The organism is Novosphingobium sp. fls2-241-R2A-195, from assembly GCF_030209485.1.
In the GTDB taxonomy this organism is placed as follows: domain Bacteria; phylum Pseudomonadota; class Alphaproteobacteria; order Sphingomonadales; family Sphingomonadaceae; genus Novosphingobium; species Novosphingobium resinovorum.
This window is the reverse complement of sequence record NZ_JARVRY010000039.1, coordinates 22,637-38,192: the sequence shown is the minus strand read 5'-3', so window position 1 is coordinate 38,192 and position 15,556 is coordinate 22,637. Positions and strand designations below refer to the sequence as shown.

General features: G+C 64.4%; 9 protein-coding genes. All 9 read left to right on the top strand.

Translation table 11 applies throughout. From position 1 onward, the window contains the following. Window positions 1-37 precede the first annotated feature (37 nt). Entirely contained in the window at window positions 38-775 is a 738-nt protein-coding gene (locus tag QRN25_RS24915) for a FadR/GntR family transcriptional regulator (RefSeq protein ID WP_285022092.1), read from the top strand. Window positions 776-877: 102 nt separating this feature from the next. Further along, window positions 878-3,250, top strand: coding sequence for a glycoside hydrolase family 127 protein (locus QRN25_RS24910; protein ID WP_285022090.1), 2,373 nt, complete (start codon window positions 878-880; stop codon window positions 3,248-3,250). After that, on the top strand, window positions 3,247-6,072 hold the full coding sequence (locus QRN25_RS24905) for a DUF885 family protein (RefSeq protein ID WP_285022089.1): 2,826 nt from the start codon (window positions 3,247-3,249) through the stop codon (window positions 6,070-6,072). Before QRN25_RS24910 ends, QRN25_RS24905 begins: the two co-directional genes overlap by 4 nt. Continuing rightward, complete coding sequence (locus QRN25_RS24900) at window positions 6,062-7,645, top strand: family 43 glycosylhydrolase (protein ID WP_285022088.1); 1,584 nt, start codon at window positions 6,062-6,064, stop codon at window positions 7,643-7,645. The genes QRN25_RS24905 and QRN25_RS24900 overlap by 11 nt, the downstream gene beginning before the upstream one ends. A gap of 230 nt (window positions 7,646-7,875) precedes the next feature. After that, a complete protein-coding gene (locus QRN25_RS24895; RefSeq protein WP_285022087.1) occupies window positions 7,876-10,602 on the top strand; it encodes a TonB-dependent receptor in 2,727 nt (908 codons plus the stop codon). Between the two features lie 256 nt (window positions 10,603-10,858). Next, window positions 10,859-11,155, top strand: coding sequence for a hypothetical protein (locus tag QRN25_RS24890; RefSeq protein ID WP_211151770.1), 297 nt, complete (start codon window positions 10,859-10,861; stop codon window positions 11,153-11,155). Between the two features lie 89 nt (window positions 11,156-11,244). Continuing rightward, window positions 11,245-12,174 (top strand): dihydrodipicolinate synthase family protein, encoded by a 930-nt coding sequence (locus QRN25_RS24885; protein WP_285022085.1) that lies wholly within the window; start codon window positions 11,245-11,247, stop codon window positions 12,172-12,174. A 10-nt stretch (window positions 12,175-12,184) separates the two neighbouring features. After that, window positions 12,185-13,183: a 4-hydroxyproline epimerase gene (locus QRN25_RS24880; protein WP_211151768.1), complete on the top strand. Its 999-nt coding sequence runs from the start codon at window positions 12,185-12,187 to the stop codon at window positions 13,181-13,183. A gap of 70 nt (window positions 13,184-13,253) precedes the next feature. Beyond that, the gene (locus QRN25_RS24875; RefSeq protein WP_285022084.1) at window positions 13,254-15,515 is read left to right on the top strand and encodes a S9 family peptidase; all 2,262 of its coding nucleotides are present in this window, start codon (window positions 13,254-13,256) and stop codon (window positions 15,513-15,515) included. Window positions 15,516-15,556 lie beyond the last annotated feature (41 nt).

Genomic DNA, 15,556 nt, shown 5'->3' with positions numbered 1-15,556 from the left:
TGTTACACGGATGCGGTGATTGAGGAACGCGTACAGGATGGCAGAGAGGGTTACGGGAGAGGAAACGGCGGCGCTGCCGTTGCCGAGCGGGCGGTTGCACCATGTCGTGGCTCAGCGGCTGGCGACGCAGATCGTCAGCGGCGAAGCCATTCCCGGTCAGGTCTTTCCGGCCGAAGTCGAACATGCCGAGATGCTGGGCGTGTCGCGCTCCGTGCTGCGCGAGGCGTTCCGCATTCTCACCGCCAAGGGTCTGGTCAGCAGCAGGCCCAAGGCGGGCACGCGGATCAATGAACGCCGCAAGTGGAACCTGCTCGATCCCGACGTGCTCGGCTGGCAGATACAGTGCGGCGCCAACGACGAATTCCTGCGCGACCTGTTCGAACTGCGTCTTGTGGTTGAACCCCAGGCGGCGGAAATGGCCGCCATGCGCCGCGATGAGGGGCAACTGGTCGACATGGCCAATGCGCTCGACGCGATGGAGCGCTTCACCCTGTCTACGCCCAAGGGCCGCGCCGCCGATATCCGCTTCCATGAACTGCTGATGGAGGCGACCCCCAACGAGATGCTGCTGGCCCTGTCCAACTCGATCTCCACCGCGATCGCCTCCACAACGGCGATCAAGCAGGCGCTCGACGGATCGCCGCGCAATGCCATGCCCGAGCATCGCGCGCTTTACACCCAGATCGCCGAGGCGAATCCGAAGCAGGCGCGCAAGGCCATGATCGCCTTGATAGAACTGGCCCATGCCGACACCCGGATCGCGCTTCGCCGCTGAGTTTCCGCTACCGTCTCCAACAGCACGACCGAAGCGGGGTTGACTCTCCCTGCCTGCCTTCTATCAATAACGTATACGATATTCGATAGGAGTTATGAGGGCATGAAAGCCAATCGGCGCGAATGGATGGCGGGTGTGGCGGCGCTGGCGATCTGCTCGGTTCCCCTGAAGGGCTTTGCGGCCATCGTCGCGCCCAAGGTTCCGCTGCGCGCGAAGCCCCTGCCGCTCACCGACGTGCGGCTGCGCCCGTCCCCCTTCGCGACGGCGGTCGAGGTGAACATCGACTACCTGATGTCGCTCAGCCCCGACCGTTTTCTGCACAACTTCCGGAAGTATGCAGGTCTCGAGCCCAAGGCGCCGATCTACGGCGGCTGGGAATCAGACACGATCGCCGGTCACACTCTCGGCCACTACATGACCGCGCTGGTGCTCGGCTGGCAGCAGACCGGCAACCCCGAATGCCGCCGCCGTGCGGACTACATCGTCGACGAACTGGCGCTGTGCCAGTCGAAGCGCAGCGATGGCTACATCGGCGCGCTGGGCCGCAAGACCAAGGACGGCAAGATCGTCGATGGCGAGGCGATCTTCCCCGAAGTGATGAAGGGGCAGATCAAGTCGGGTGGGTTCGACCTCAATGGTTCGTGGTCGCCGCTCTACACCGTGCACAAGTACTTCGCGGGGCTGCTCGACGTTCACGCGGCCTGGGGCAATGCTCGTGCGCTCGAAGTGGTGATCGGCCTTGGCGGGTATTTCGAGAAGGTCTTCGCCGCGCTCGACGATGCGCAGATGCAGGAACTGCTGGGCTGCGAATATGGCGGCCTCAACGAAAGCTACGCCGAACTCTACGCCCAGACCGGCGACTTGCGCTGGCTCAAGGTAGCGGAGCGCATCTTCGACAACCGGGTGCTCGCCCCGCTGGTGGCGCAGGAGGACAAGCTTGCCAACTTCCACGCCAATACGCAGGTGCCCAAGCTGATCGGCCTTGGCCGCATTCACGAACTGACCGGCAAGGAAGACCCGGGCCGCGCCGCGCGCTTCTTCTGGGAACGGGTGACGCAGCACCACAGCTACGTCATCGGCGGCAATGCGGACCGCGAATATTTCTTCGAGCCGGACACCGTGGCGCTGCACCTCACGGAATCGACCTGCGAGCACTGCAACACCTACAACATGCTCAAGTTGACGCGCCAGCTCTATGGGTGGCAGCCGGACGGCGCGTTGTTCGACTATTACGAGCGCGCGCATCTGAACCATGTGCTTTCGGCGCAGAACCCGGCGACGGGCGGCTTCACGTACATGACGCCGATGATGAGCGGCGCCGCGCGCGGGTATTCGGGGCCGGGCGAAGAGGCGTTCTGGTGCTGCGTCGGCTCCGGCATGGAAAGCCATGCCAAGCACGGCGATTCCATCTTCTGGGAAGGCGGCGATACACTGTTCGTCAACCTCTACATCCCCGCCAGCATGGATTGGAAGGCCAAGGGCGTCGCCGCGACGATCGACACCGAATATCCCTTCAAGCCGGGCATCCGCTTCACGCTCGACGCGGTGAAGCAGGGCAAGTTCCGGGTGGCGCTGCGCATTCCGGCATGGACGGGCGGCAAGGCCACGATCACCGTCAACGGCTCGCCCGTCTCCGCCAGCGCCACCAATGGCTATGCCTTCATCGACCGGCGCTGGAAGAAGGGCGATGTCATCGCGCTCGACCTGCCGCTGGAACTGCGTCTGGAGGCTGCCGCCGGTTCGGACGATGTCGTCGCTGTGGTGCGCGGCCCGATGGTGCTTGCTGCCGATCTCGGCCCGACCGAGACCGAATGGACCGGCGTGGAACCGGCCATGGTCGGAGAGAACCCGCTGGCGGCCTTCACGCCGATGGTTTCGGATCGCCCGCGTTTCCAGACAACCGGCATCATCCGTCCGGGCAACCTGAATTTCGTGCCGTTCTACAGCCAGTACGAGCGTCGCAGCGCGGTCTATTTCAAGCGCTTCTCTGAAAGCGGCTGGAAGACCGAGGAAGCCGCGTTCCTGGCCGAGCAGGCGCGTCAGAAGGATATTGCCGCCCGCTCGATCGACATCATGCACCTTGGCGAGATGCAGCCCGAGCGTGACCACAACCTCACCTCGGAACTCTCGTACCCGGCCTCATACCGGGGCCGCAACGGGCGCGACGCGCGCTCGGGCGGGTACTTCGAGTTCACCATGAAGGTGAAGCCGGGCCCGCTGTTGCTGCAGGCCAGCTACTGGGGCAGCGAGCGGTCGCGTACGTTCGACATCATCGTCGATGATGTGAAGATCGCGACGCAGAAGCTGGACAACGACCGTCCGGGCAAGTTCTTCGACGTCGATTATCCGCTGCCCGAGGCGCTGACCAAGGGCAAGAGCAGCGTCAAGGTACGCTTCGTGCCTGCCGACCGCAGTTCCGCCGGGCCGGTCTTCGGCGTGCGCCTGTTCACCGCGAAGGCCGGCACCGCACAGTGAGCGACGCCGACCAGATTGCCCTGACGCTGGCGGAAGCCGACGACCTTGCCCGCACGGTACTGCAGGCATGGGGGTTGGCGCCGGACCATGCCGCTGCCGTGGCGCAGACGATGGTTTCGGGCGAGCGCGACGGATGCACCTCGCACGGGCTCTATCGCCTGCTGGTGGCGGCCAACTCGGTGGAGCGCGGCGTCGTCGTGCCCGATGCCGTGCCGGAAGTGAGCGAGCCCGCCGCTGCGCTGGTGCGGGTGGATGGGAAGGGCGGTTTCGCCCAGCTTCCCTTCGCGCAAGGCATGCCGCTGCTGGTGGAGAAGGCGAAGCGTTACGGCATTGCCGCCATGGCGCTCAACAACGTGGTGCACTTTGCCGCGCTCTGGCCCGAGGTCGAGGCGCTGGCGGAGCAGGGGCTGGTCGCGCTGGCATTCACCCCCAGTCATGCCTGGGTGGCGCCGGAAGGCGGCACGAAGCCGGTCTTCGGCACCAACCCCATCGCGTTCGGCTGGCCGCGCCCGGATAAGGCTCCGTTCGTGTTCGACTTCGCGACGAGCGCGGTGGCGCGCGGCGAGATCGAACTGCACCGCCGCGCGGAGAAGGCGATTCCGGCGGACTGGGGTTATGACGCCGAGGGCAACCCTTCGACCGACGCGAAGGCGGTGCTGGACGGCGCCATGCGCACGTTCGGCGCGCACAAGGGATCGGCGCTGGCGGCGCTGGTCGAACTCGTCGCGGGGCCGCTGATCGGCGACATGACCAGTGCGGAATCGCTGGCGGCCGATGAGGGGCGCGGCGGCTCTCCGCTGGGCGGCGAACTGATCGTCGTGATCGATCCGGCAGGCTTCCTCGGCGCCGGAGTGCAGGACCACCTGCGCCGGGCCGAGGCGATGTTCACCGCGATCGAAGCGCAGGGCGCACGCCTTCCCGGATCGCGCCGCTTGCTTGCGCGGGCGCGATCGGACGCGGAAGGGCTGCGCATTCCGGCGCAGCTTCATCAGGATATTCTGGAAGTTCTCGAAAGGGGAAATGACGTGAACGGAACGGTCGCACGGACCATGCTCATGGCCGGTGCCGCCCTTGCGGCAGTGCCTGCGGCCTTCGTCGCCGCGCCCGCAGTGGCGAAAGTCGAGGCGTCGGTGAAGGAAAGCGGCGCGGACAAGGCCTTCGAAGCGATCTACATGGCCGAATACGGATGGCGCCAAAAGCAGTTCGGCCCCTGCGAGGATACGCCGAAGGAAGCGAAGATTGCACTGCCCGACGTCGGGCCGGAGGCGCAGGCGCAACGGCTGGCATGCTGGGAGAAGGTCGAGAAGCAGCTTTCCGCAATCCGGCAGGACCGGCTCTCTCCCGCCAACCGCATCAACTTCGCGGTTTACAAGGGCCAGATCGACGCGCTGCTCGCATCGCAGCAATATCGTGACTACGAGAAGCCCTTCAACGCCGACACCAGCTTCTGGGGCGACCTTGCCGACTGGGCCCGCAATCCGCTGAAGGACAAGGCCGCAGCGGACGACTATCTGGAAATGCTGCGCGGCATTCCTCGCTATTACGACCAGCAGATCATCAACATGCGCGCAGGGCTCGCGCGCGGTTTCTCCGCCCCGCAGGTCACGCTCACCGGGCGTGATAAGGGTATCGAACTGGTGGTGCAGGCGAAGACGGCGGAAGCCTCACCGTTCTACGAACCGTTCGTACGCCTGCCCTCGACCATCCCGGCGGATGAGCAGGAAAAGCTGCGCGCCGAAGCCCGCAAGGCGATCACCGAAGGCGTCGTTCCGGCCCATGCCAAGCTGCTCGCCTTCATGCGCGGCGAGTACGAGATCGGCGCGCGCAAGTCGCTGGCCGCTTATGCCCTCCCCGATGGCGAGGCGTACTATCGCTCGAAGATCCGCGAGTTCGTCACGCTCGACAAGAGCCCGGAGGAGATCCACCAGATCGGCCTTTCCGAGATGGCGCGCATCCGCACGCAGATGAACGAGGTGATGAAACAGGTCGCGTTCAAGGGCGAGCTCAAGGCGTTCCTGCACTTCCTGCGCACCGACCCGCAGTTCTATCCAAAGACCCCGAACGAGTTGCTCTATCGCGCCGCATGGATCGCCAAGACCTTCGACGGCAAGGCGGACCAGTTCTTCGGACGCATGCCGCGCAGCCGCTTCGCCATCAAGCCGGTGCCGGACGACATTGCGCCGTTCTATACCGGTGGACGCGGCGGTCCGGGGATCTATTCGGTCAACACCTACGACCTGCCTTCACGCCCGTTCTACTCGCAGATCGCGCTGACCCTGCACGAAAGCGCGCCGGGCCACGCCTGGCAGATGCCGCTTGCCGCGGAGAACCTCGACCTGCCCGCCTTCCGCCGTGATACCTACCTTCCCGCTTATGGCGAGGGATGGGCGCTCTACTGCGAGGCGCTGGGCGAGGACATGGACATGTACGAGACGCCGTACGACCGGTTCGGCATGCTCAGCTATCAGGCCTGGCGCGCCTCGCGCCTCGTCGTCGATACAGGCATCCATGCGATGGGCTGGCCGCGCGAGCAGGCGCAGGCGTACCTGCGCGACAACACTGCCCTGTCCGATCACGAGATCGAGACCGAGGTGGACCGCTACATCTCCTGGCCCGGACAGGCTTTGTCCTACTATATGGGGCAGCTCGCCTTCATCGACGGACGCCACAAGGCGGAGAAGGCGCTGGGACCGAAGTTCAACATCCGCGCCTTCCACGATGCGGTGCTGGAGCTGGGCGGCGTGCCGCTGCCGCTGATCGACCAGCGCGTCGACACGCTCATCAAGGACGGCGGCAAGGGGCCTTATCCCGATGAGGAATGATCGCCACCTGCACATCCTTGCCGCCAGTCTTGCCGCAACTGTGCTGACCGCTTCGGCCGGGGCGCAGGAGGTGCGCGAAATGACCGTGCCGGGAAATCCGATCCTTGCGGACGGGGACTACTATTCCACTGACCCGGCGCCCTTTGTGGCGGATGGCGCGCTGTGGATTCTTGCAGGGCGTGACGAAGCAGCACCGGACGTCAACGACTTCATCATGCCCGAGTGGCAGTTGCTGAAGACCGCCGATCCGGCCTCGGGCAAGTGGACGCATTATCCCGCGATCATCAAGCCGGAGAACGTCTTCGCCTGGGCCGAGCAGGCGCGCGCCTATGCGGGTCAGATCATTCAGGGGCCGGATAAGCGCTATTATCTGTACGCCCCGGTACTGGAAAAGACGAGCGATGCGCAGGACCGGTTCGCGATCGGCGTTGCAGTGGCCGACAGTCCCACCGGACCGTGGCGCGACGCGCATCCTGCAGGGCCGATCATCTCGCAGCGGGTGCCCGAGGCGAACGATATCCAGAACATCGATCCCACCGTCATGATCGACGACGACGGGCGGGTCTACATCTACTGGGGCACATTCGGAAAGCTGCGCGGCATGGAACTGGCGCGTGACATGGTTACGCCCAAAGGTGCGGAATGGAAGGTCGAGGGCGTGGACGGCTTCTTCGAGGCGCCGTGGATCATGAAGCGAAAGGGCACATATTATATGCTCTATGCGGGCAATAAAGCTGGTCCGGCATCGGACTGCACGCCTGCCGTCTACCATGCATGCATCGCTTACGGCACCGCACCTTCGCCGATGGGGCCATGGATGTATCGCGGCGTGATCCTGAGGCCGGTTTCTTCCACTACATCGCATTCCGGCGCGGTGGAATTCAAGGGGCAGTGGTATCTCGCCTACCATACGGCCGATGCGGCCGGCGGCGGGCATTTCCGCCGCAGCGTGGCGCTCGACCGTATGGAGTGGGACGATGGCGTGACGCCCGCCCGCATTCTCCCCGTCGTTCCGACCCGGCGCCTCCAGCCGCCCATCCTGCCCTCACGCAACGTCGCCCGCGCGGCATGGGCGACGGCCTCGAACGATCCGGTGCCGGTGCAATTCTGGATCAGGTCGCTGAACGACGGGATCGTCAAGGCGGCTCCGTTGCCGCCGGACATGTGGGGCAGTTGGACACCGGTCAATCCGCCACGCCAATGGATCGAATACCGCTGGGACGAGCCCGTGACGATCGACGGTTCGCGCATCCGCTTCTGGAACGATCAGCCTGCGGGTTCCGGCGTCGGCGTGGCGCCGCCGAAGGTCTGGCATCTCGAATATTGGAGCACTTCGGGCAAGGACGGCTGGAAGCCAGTGCGCGCTGTCGGGCGCTATGGTGTCGCCACTGACGACTGGCAGGATATCGCCTTCAAGCCCGTCACGACACGCTGCATGCGCGCTGTCATGGATGCCGCTACGGATGGGAAGACGTATGCGGCTCTGGCGGTGCAGGAGTGGGAAATGCTGGTACCCGCTGCACGGCCGGTGGTCGTTCGCGGCGAAGGGCCGCCACCGGTTCCCTGCAACTGATCGCACGCTGCGAGAGAGCCTTTTACACGAGGTTACATGGAAAGGCGCGGGTTCAAAGCCCGCGCCTTTTTTCATAATCCGCCACTGTCGCTTCGCTGCATATTTTGTCCGACTAAAAATTCATCAACCCGCAACAATCAGCTTGACTCGATTCAGATACCATAAGAAGTATACGATATAAGTTAAGGCGTCATTCCAAGGCGCCAGACATTTCAAACAGGGGGTTTGTCATGAGATTTCACGAAGCTTTGAAGTTCTCCACGGCGCTGTCGTCAGCCATGCTCGTGCTGGTGGGTGCGCCCGCCATTGCTCAGACAACAGATGCCGCAATTTCCGAAGGTGATGCGCCCAAGGCCGACATCGTCGTGACCGGCGTGCGCGGCAGCGTAGAGGCCGCGACCACCAACAAGAAGAACTCCAAGCAGATCGTAGATTCCGTCGTCGCCGAAGACGTCGGCAAGCTGCCTGACAACAACGTTCCCGAAGCGCTTGCGCGCGTTACCGGCGTCCAGATCGACCGTGCGCGCGGCCAGGGGCAGAGCGTCGTCATTCGCGGTCTGTCCGGCGCGCAGACGACCGTGAATGGCAACAACACCAACCTTGGCGACGGCCGCTCGCTCAACCTCTCCGACATTCCCGCCGAACTGCTCAAGCAGGTGGACGTCTACAAGACCCGCTCGGCGGATCAGGTCGAAGGCAGCATCGCCGGCGCCGTCAACGTTGAACTGCGCCGCCCGTTCGACATGAAGAAGGGCCTGACCGTCGCGGGCAGCATCCGCGGGTCCTACGATGATATCTCCAAGAAGGTCAGCCCTTACGGCAGCCTGCTGCTCGCCGACCGGTTCGAAACCGGCATCGGGGAAATCGGCGTTCTCGTGAACGCATCGATGACCAAGACCAACTACCGCGAGAACTTCATCGAGAGCGAATCGCCGTTCAAGGTCGCGACGACCGACGGCACTATCGTCATCCCCTACCGCGCCCAGTACGGCATCGAGCAGGGCAGCGTGAAGCGCCCGTCGATCAACGGCGTGCTGCAGTGGCGCGCCAGCGACAAGCTCGATTTCGTGATCGAGGGCAGCTACCTGGGGTCGCGTGAAATGCGGTCGGTCGAACGCCTTTACGTGCAGGACATGCAGGTCGGCACGTACAGCGACCTCGTGCTGATGCCGGACGGCAAGACGGTGAAGTCGGTTACGCTCACCAATCCGAACGGTCTCGCGGCGGGCATCGACAGCCTGTACAACACGATCCACTCGAACCTCTACACGACCAATTTCGAGGCGCACTGGCGCTCCGATCGGGTGCAGATCAACAGCAGCGTTCAGTACAACTGGTCGAACGAGGGCAACTACTTCGTCGAATCGATCATCAAGCCGGGTGTGATCCGCTCCGCCAGCGTCGATTTCGCGTCGAACCTTTACAGCAAGGGCGTGCCGTCGATCACCTTCAACGGTGTCGATCTCAACGACCTGTCGGCGTACGGTGTCGAGCGCTTCCAGGACAACCGTGGCGGCTCCAGGAACAAGGAGTTCGCCGCACAGACCGACCTGACGTTGACCGTCAGCGAGACCGGCTTCCTACGCAACCTGCAGGTCGGCGGCCGTTTCAACCAGCGCCGGACGAGCCGCTACTACGGTTACCGTGACGGCTTCCCGCGCGTAAACGGCGCCTATGCGCCGCTCAGCATGTTCCCCGGCTACGACGATGCGTCGATGGTCGGTCCCGACATCGGCGGTGCGACGACGCAGTGGTATCGTATCCCGGGCGCGGCGGTGCTCGCCAACATCGATGCCTACCGCGAACTGATCCAGCAGACAGACCCGGCGAACGCGACGCGTTTCTCCAGTATCTATCCGCCGAGCGACCAGGGGCAGACGTTCCGCTCCAACGAGAAGAACTTCGCCGCCTACGCCCAGATCAACTATGCGTTCGACATCGGAACCATCCCCGTCGATGGTCTTGCCGGCGTGCGCTACACCAACACCTGGGGTACTTCGCAGAGCTTCAACTACCGTCCTGGCAACGCGGCCAACGGCAATCAGGAGATCGTCGAGGAATCGCCGGGTTCGGGCAACTACTTCGACATCCTGCCGACCGTTTCGGCCGTGGTCCACTTCACGCCCAAGGCCCAGCTGCGCCTGTCGTACTCGACGAACGTGCAGCGCCCCGGCTTTTACGACATGCGCCCGTTCTACTCGCTCAACACGTCGTCGAACCCGCCGATCGTCTATGCGGGCAACCCCAAGCTCAAGGCCCAGCGCGAGCAGGCCTTCGACGTCAGCGCCGAGTACTACTTCGGCCGTGGCGGCCAGATCTCGCTGGCGGGCTACTACAAGAAGGCGACGGGCTTCCTGCTCTACAGCCGCGAGCAGGCATCGCGTGACGAGATGCTCTCCTACGGCATCAACCTCGACGATTACGCAGGCGCCTCGTTCGGCTACGTCGAGCAGCTGCGCAACGTCGGCGACGGCACTTTCGCAGGGCTGGAGGGCACGTTCCAGACCTTCTTCGACTTCGCGCCTGGCATCCTGCGCAACTTCGGCGTCAGCCTCAACGCCTCGCACATGATGAAGGCGCGGGTCGAATATGCTGCGGAGGAAAGCTTCCCCGGCGAGTTCGATTCCCCCAACACCTCGAAGTGGACCGCCAACGCCGCGCTGTTCTACGACACGCCCAGCTTCAGCGCCCGCGTCGCGTACAATTATCGTTCGTCCTATCGTCTGGGTGTCTGGCTGGACAATGGCGACGCCACTTATTCGCCCTATAACGGCAGCACCTCCAAGCTCGATGCGGCGGTGAACTATACGCCGGTGCCGTTTATGACGCTCTCGGTCGAGGCGTCGAACATCCTGGGCAACGACGTGTTCCGCTATCACGGCAGCCAGGAACTGCTCCCGCTGGGCGTGCGTACTCTTGCGCGCACCGTGCAGGGCAGCGTGCGCTTCCGCTTCTGATGACCCTCATGGCGCAAGACCTGTCCCTCACGCCATGACCCGAGAGCGACCGCGCCATTCCCATGGCGCGGTCGTTTTCAATTCTGCCTTCCCGCTATGCATTTCCGAAAGGATCACCGTGAAGAGACTGGCAAGTTCGCTCGCAATGGCCGGTGCTGTCGCTGTGCTGTTTGCGTTGACCTCGGGGGCTGCCGCGTCGGGTCGTGCAGCGCGAAAGCCTGAGGGGGCATCGCAATCCGCGCCGCGGCGGCCATGTGTGCTGCGTTCGAACTTGGCCGGCCCGACTGTACGTGATGATGGGCGAGTGTACTTTCGCGGGCAGCCCGATCCTCGTCGTTCCTACATCGCCGTTTTCAAGGGCGATGCCTGCCGCAAGCTGAATCCACTCGCGAGCCTGAGCGTTGAGCCAGGCGGCGATCTGGTTTGCGAAGGCGATCGGATTCGAGCAGTCATCAGCGCTTCGCAGATTCCGGGCCCCGCTTGCATCATCGATCATCTTGCCCCGTTCTCGGGCGATATCGACGATCCGGTGCCGGAAAATCTGCAGGAGTAATCTGTGTGCAGATGCGAAAAGGCCATTGCCCCGCCAGAAATAATATCGTATACGATATCTCAAGTTAACGCATAGCAGGACGAACATACATGGCAATCGGTTGGAAGGGTGTTTTCCCGGCAGTTACCACGCAGCTTCGCGCGGACCTGTCGATCGATCTGGCGGACACCCAGCGCGTCGTCGACGATCTCATCCGTGACGGTGTCACGGGCGTGATCGCGCTCGGCACCGTGGGTGAGAACAACTCGATGGAATTCGAGGAAAAGGTCCAGGTTCTCTCGGCGATCGTCGAAGTCGTCGACGGGCGCGTGCCGGTCATCACCGGCTGCTCGGAATACGACACCCGCCGCGCGGCGCGTTATGCGCAGGCGGCCGAGAAGGTGGGCGCAGACGGCCTGATGCTGCTGCCGCCGATGGTCTACGTGCCCAAGGCGCATGAACTGGTGAACCACTTCAAGGGCGTGGCGGACAGCACTGCGCTGCCGATCATGCTCTACAACAACCCGCCCGCTTACCGCACCGTCATCGACAAGGACGTGCTGGCGGCGCTGGTCGATGTGAAGAACATTGTCGCGGTCAAGGAATCCGCGCCCGACACCCGCCGCTTCACCGACTTCAAGAACGAGTTCGGCGATCGCTATGTCCTCTTCGCCGGTCTCGACGACGTAGCGCTGGAAGGGCTCTACCTCGGCGCGCAGGGCTGGGTCTCGGGCCTGACCAACGCCTTCCCGAAGGAATCGGTTGAGCTGGTCAACGCCTTCGAACGCGACGACCATGCCAAGGCGCTCGAAATCTACCGCTGGTTCATGCCGCTGCTCCACCTTGACGCCGAACATGACCTCGTCCAGTCGATCAAGCTGGCCGAGGAAGTCATGGGTCGTGGTTCGGAACGCGTGCTGCCTCCGCGCTACGTGCTTGAGGGCGAGCGCCGCGCCGAAGTGATCGCGATGGTCGAGAAGGCCGCTGCGACCCGTCCGGACCTCACCCCCTCGGCGCCCGCCGCTCTGACGGCAGCCTGAAGGAGCATCGATGCGGCATACTTTCTTCTGCATCGACGGTCATACGGCAGGTAACCCCGTCCGCCTCGTGGCGGGCGGGGCGCCGCTGTTGAAGGGCGCCTCGATGTCCGAGCGGCGGCAGGATTTCCTGGCGCGTTTCGACTGGATCCGGACCGGCCTGTGCTTCGAGCCGCGCGGTCATGACATGATGTCGGGTGGGTTCCTCTATCCACCGGTCGACCCCGCGAACGACATCGGTATCCTGTTCATCGAGACCAGCGGCTGCCTGCCGATGTGCGGCCACGGCACCATCGGCATCGTCACCTTCGGTCTCGAACACGGCCTGATCCAGCCCGCGGTGCCTGGCCGCCTGAAGGTGGAAGTGCCCGCCGGCACCATCGAGATCGCTTACGAGGTGGAAGGCGCAAAGGTCACTTCGGTGCGGATCACCAATGTCCCCGCCTATGTCGCCGCGCGCGGCATCGAAGTGGACGTGGAGGGCATTGGCCCGCTCTCCATCGACGTCTCCTATGGCGGCAACTACTACGCCATCGTCGAGCCGCAGGGCGCGTACACCGGCCTCGACGATCTGGGCGCGGCGCGTATCGTCGAACTCAGCGACCGCGTGCGCGAAGCGGTGCGTGCGAAGTTCGAGCCGGTCCATCCGCTCGACCCCACCATTCGCGGGGTCAGCCATGTCCTCTGGGCTGACAAGCCGAAGCATGACGGCGCGGACGGACGCAATGCGGTGTTCTACGGCGACAAGGCGATCGACCGCAGCCCCTGCGGCACCGGCACGTCGGCGCGGCTTGCGCATCTGGCGGGCAAGGGCGCGCTTTCGGTTGGCGACAGCTTCGTCCACGAAAGCTACATCTGCAGTCGCTTCATCGGCCGCGTGGAGCAGGCGGTGACGCTGGGCGATGAGCCTGCGATCATCCCCTCGATCGAGGGTTCGGCGGTGGCGACCGGCTTCAACACCATCTGGATCGACCGCGAAGACCCGTTCTGGGCGGGCTTCCAGGTCAAGTAACCCCCCCCGACCGCCGGGCCGCGCACATGTGTGCGGCCCGGCGGCACTGTCTTCGTCGAAGAGGTCTGCCATGTCCCGCGCGCTACGCCGCCTGTCCCTGTCCGGCGTCCTTGCGGGCGTATTGCTTTGCACTCCGGCGCTCGCGGCGCCCACTCGCGAGCAGATCGATCGCTCGGTTGCGCTGCGCGAGGACTGGCAATACCTCACGCGCGAAATCGCCTGGCCTGCGCACTGGACGCCGGATTCCACCGCATTCACGTATCGCAAGACCGTGGAGGGCGGGTTCGCGTTCGAGACGGTCGATGCCGCGACGCTGAAGAAGTCCCTCGCCTTCGATCACGAACGGCTCGCACGCGAACTGACGCGGGCGCTCGGCCGTCCGGTGCAGCCGCTGCGCCTGCCCTTCGCCGAGTTCGATTATGCCGGTGACCCGCAGGTCATCACCTTCTGGCTGGATGAGGAGGGCTGGCGCTGCACATTGGCGGACTACCGCTGCGAGGCACAGGTCAATGCCGGTCGCCCGCGCGGGTTCGGCGTGGTGCGCGACTTGTCGGTCCCGGCGGACAACCATCCGCGCCTGTCGCCCGATGGCAGCCGCGAGGCGTTCGTGGAGGGCGACAACCTCGTGGTGCGCCGCAAGGGCGGCGATCTCGTAAAGCTCAGCACGGACGGTTCGGCGGGAGACTTCTACGACCCCGAGACGATCGCGTGGTCGCCGGACAGTCGCCATCTGATGATCTACCGCGTGCGGCCGGGCTACGCGCGCCATGTGCTGCGGGTGGAAGCGGCACCGCAAGGACAATTGCAGCCGGTGCTGCGCAGCCAGCTCTATCCCAAGCCCGGCGATGCGGTGGATATCGAGCAGCCGGTGCTGTTCGACGTCGAGAGCGGGCGGCAGACGGTGATCGATCCCGCGCTGTTTCCCAATGCCTATGAACTCTCCGCGCCGCGCTGGCGGCCGGATGGCCAAAGCGTCGCTTTCGATTACGTGCGGCGCGGTTTCGGGCAGGCGCGGATCGTCGCGGTGGATGCCGCCACCGGCAAGGCTCATGCGGCCGTCACCGAGGATGCGCGCACGTTCGTCTATGCCGATCGCCGCTTCGCCTCGGAACTAGGCAAGGCGGGCAACGAGATCGTCTGGGCATCCGAACGCGACGGCTGGAATCACCTCTATCTGATCGACGGGCGCACGGGCCGCGTGAAGAACCGCATCACCAAAGGCGACTGGGTGGTGCGTGATGTCGTCAGGATCGACGAGGACAAGCGCCAGATCTGGTTCGCCGCCAGCGGTATGAACGCAGGCGAGGATCCATACTTCCGGCACTACTATCGCGTCGATTTCGACGGGCGCAACCTTGTCCCACTGACACCGGAGGGGGCCGACCATGTCGCCAGTCTCTCGCCGGACGGGCGGTTCCTGGTCGATACCTATTCGCGGGTGGACCTGCCGACCGTCAGCGTCCTGCGCCGCGCGGCTGACGGCGCGCCGGTCTCGACCGTGACCAAGGGCGATATCACGCGCCTTGCCGCTGCGGGCTTTCGTGCGCCTGAAGTGTTCAGCGCGAAGGGGCGTGACGGCAAGACCGATATCTGGGGCCTCGTCGTGCGTCCGCGCGACTATGACCCGGCGAAGAAGTATCCGGTGATCGAGAACATCTACGCTGGTCCGCACGACAGCTTCGTGCCCAAGCAGTTCTGGCCTTTCGGCTACCATTCGGGCGGCGACAAGGTGATCGGCATGCAGGCGCTGGCCGACCTCGGCTTCATCGTCGTGCAGATCGACGGGATGGGCACGGCCAATCGTTCCAAGGCGTTCCAGGACGTGGCGTGGAAGAACCTGCAGGATTCCGGCTTCCCCGATCGCATCGCCTGGCACAAGGCCATGGCCGCGCGTGATCCGGCGTACGACATCAGCCGCGTCGGCATCTACGGAGCCTCGGCGGGCGGACAGAGCACGCTGAACGCGCTGCTGTTCCACGGCGATTTCTACAAGGCGGGGGTCGCCATGGCGGGCTGCTACGACAACCGCATGGACAAGATCAGCTGGAACGAACAGTGGCTCGGCTGGCCGGTGGATGCCAGCTACGCCGCCGCGTCAGGCGTCGATCACGCCGCGAACCTCAAGGGCAAGCTGTTCATGATCGTCGGCGAGCAGGACAGCAACGTCGATCCTGCATCGACGATGCAGGTGGTCGATGCGCTCATCAAGGCGGACAAGGACTTCGATCTGCTGGTCGTCCCGGGCGGCGAGCACAGCGTCGGCCGCTCCAGCGGGCCGATCGACTATGTGACGCGCCGCCAGTTCGATTTCTTCGTGCACGCCCTTCAGTAAGGCGCGCCACGCCCCCCGCGAACGATACGAGAGGATACCGA

Excerpts from the sequence above, each read along its gene's own strand:
- QRN25_RS24915 (WP_285022092.1), top strand. The coding sequence starts at position 38 with ATGGCAGAGAGGGTTACGGGAGAGGAAACGGCGGCGCTGCCGTTGCCG.
- QRN25_RS24910 (WP_285022090.1), top strand. The coding sequence starts at position 878 with ATGAAAGCCAATCGGCGCGAATGGATGGCGGGTGTGGCGGCGCTGGCG.
- QRN25_RS24900 (WP_285022088.1), top strand. The coding sequence starts at position 6,062 with ATGAGGAATGATCGCCACCTGCACATCCTTGCCGCCAGTCTTGCCGCA.
- QRN25_RS24895 (WP_285022087.1), top strand. The coding sequence starts at position 7,876 with ATGAGATTTCACGAAGCTTTGAAGTTCTCCACGGCGCTGTCGTCAGCC.
- QRN25_RS24885 (WP_285022085.1), top strand. The coding sequence starts at position 11,245 with ATGGCAATCGGTTGGAAGGGTGTTTTCCCGGCAGTTACCACGCAGCTT.
- QRN25_RS24880 (WP_211151768.1), top strand. The coding sequence starts at position 12,185 with ATGCGGCATACTTTCTTCTGCATCGACGGTCATACGGCAGGTAACCCC.
- QRN25_RS24875 (WP_285022084.1), top strand. The coding sequence starts at position 13,254 with ATGTCCCGCGCGCTACGCCGCCTGTCCCTGTCCGGCGTCCTTGCGGGC.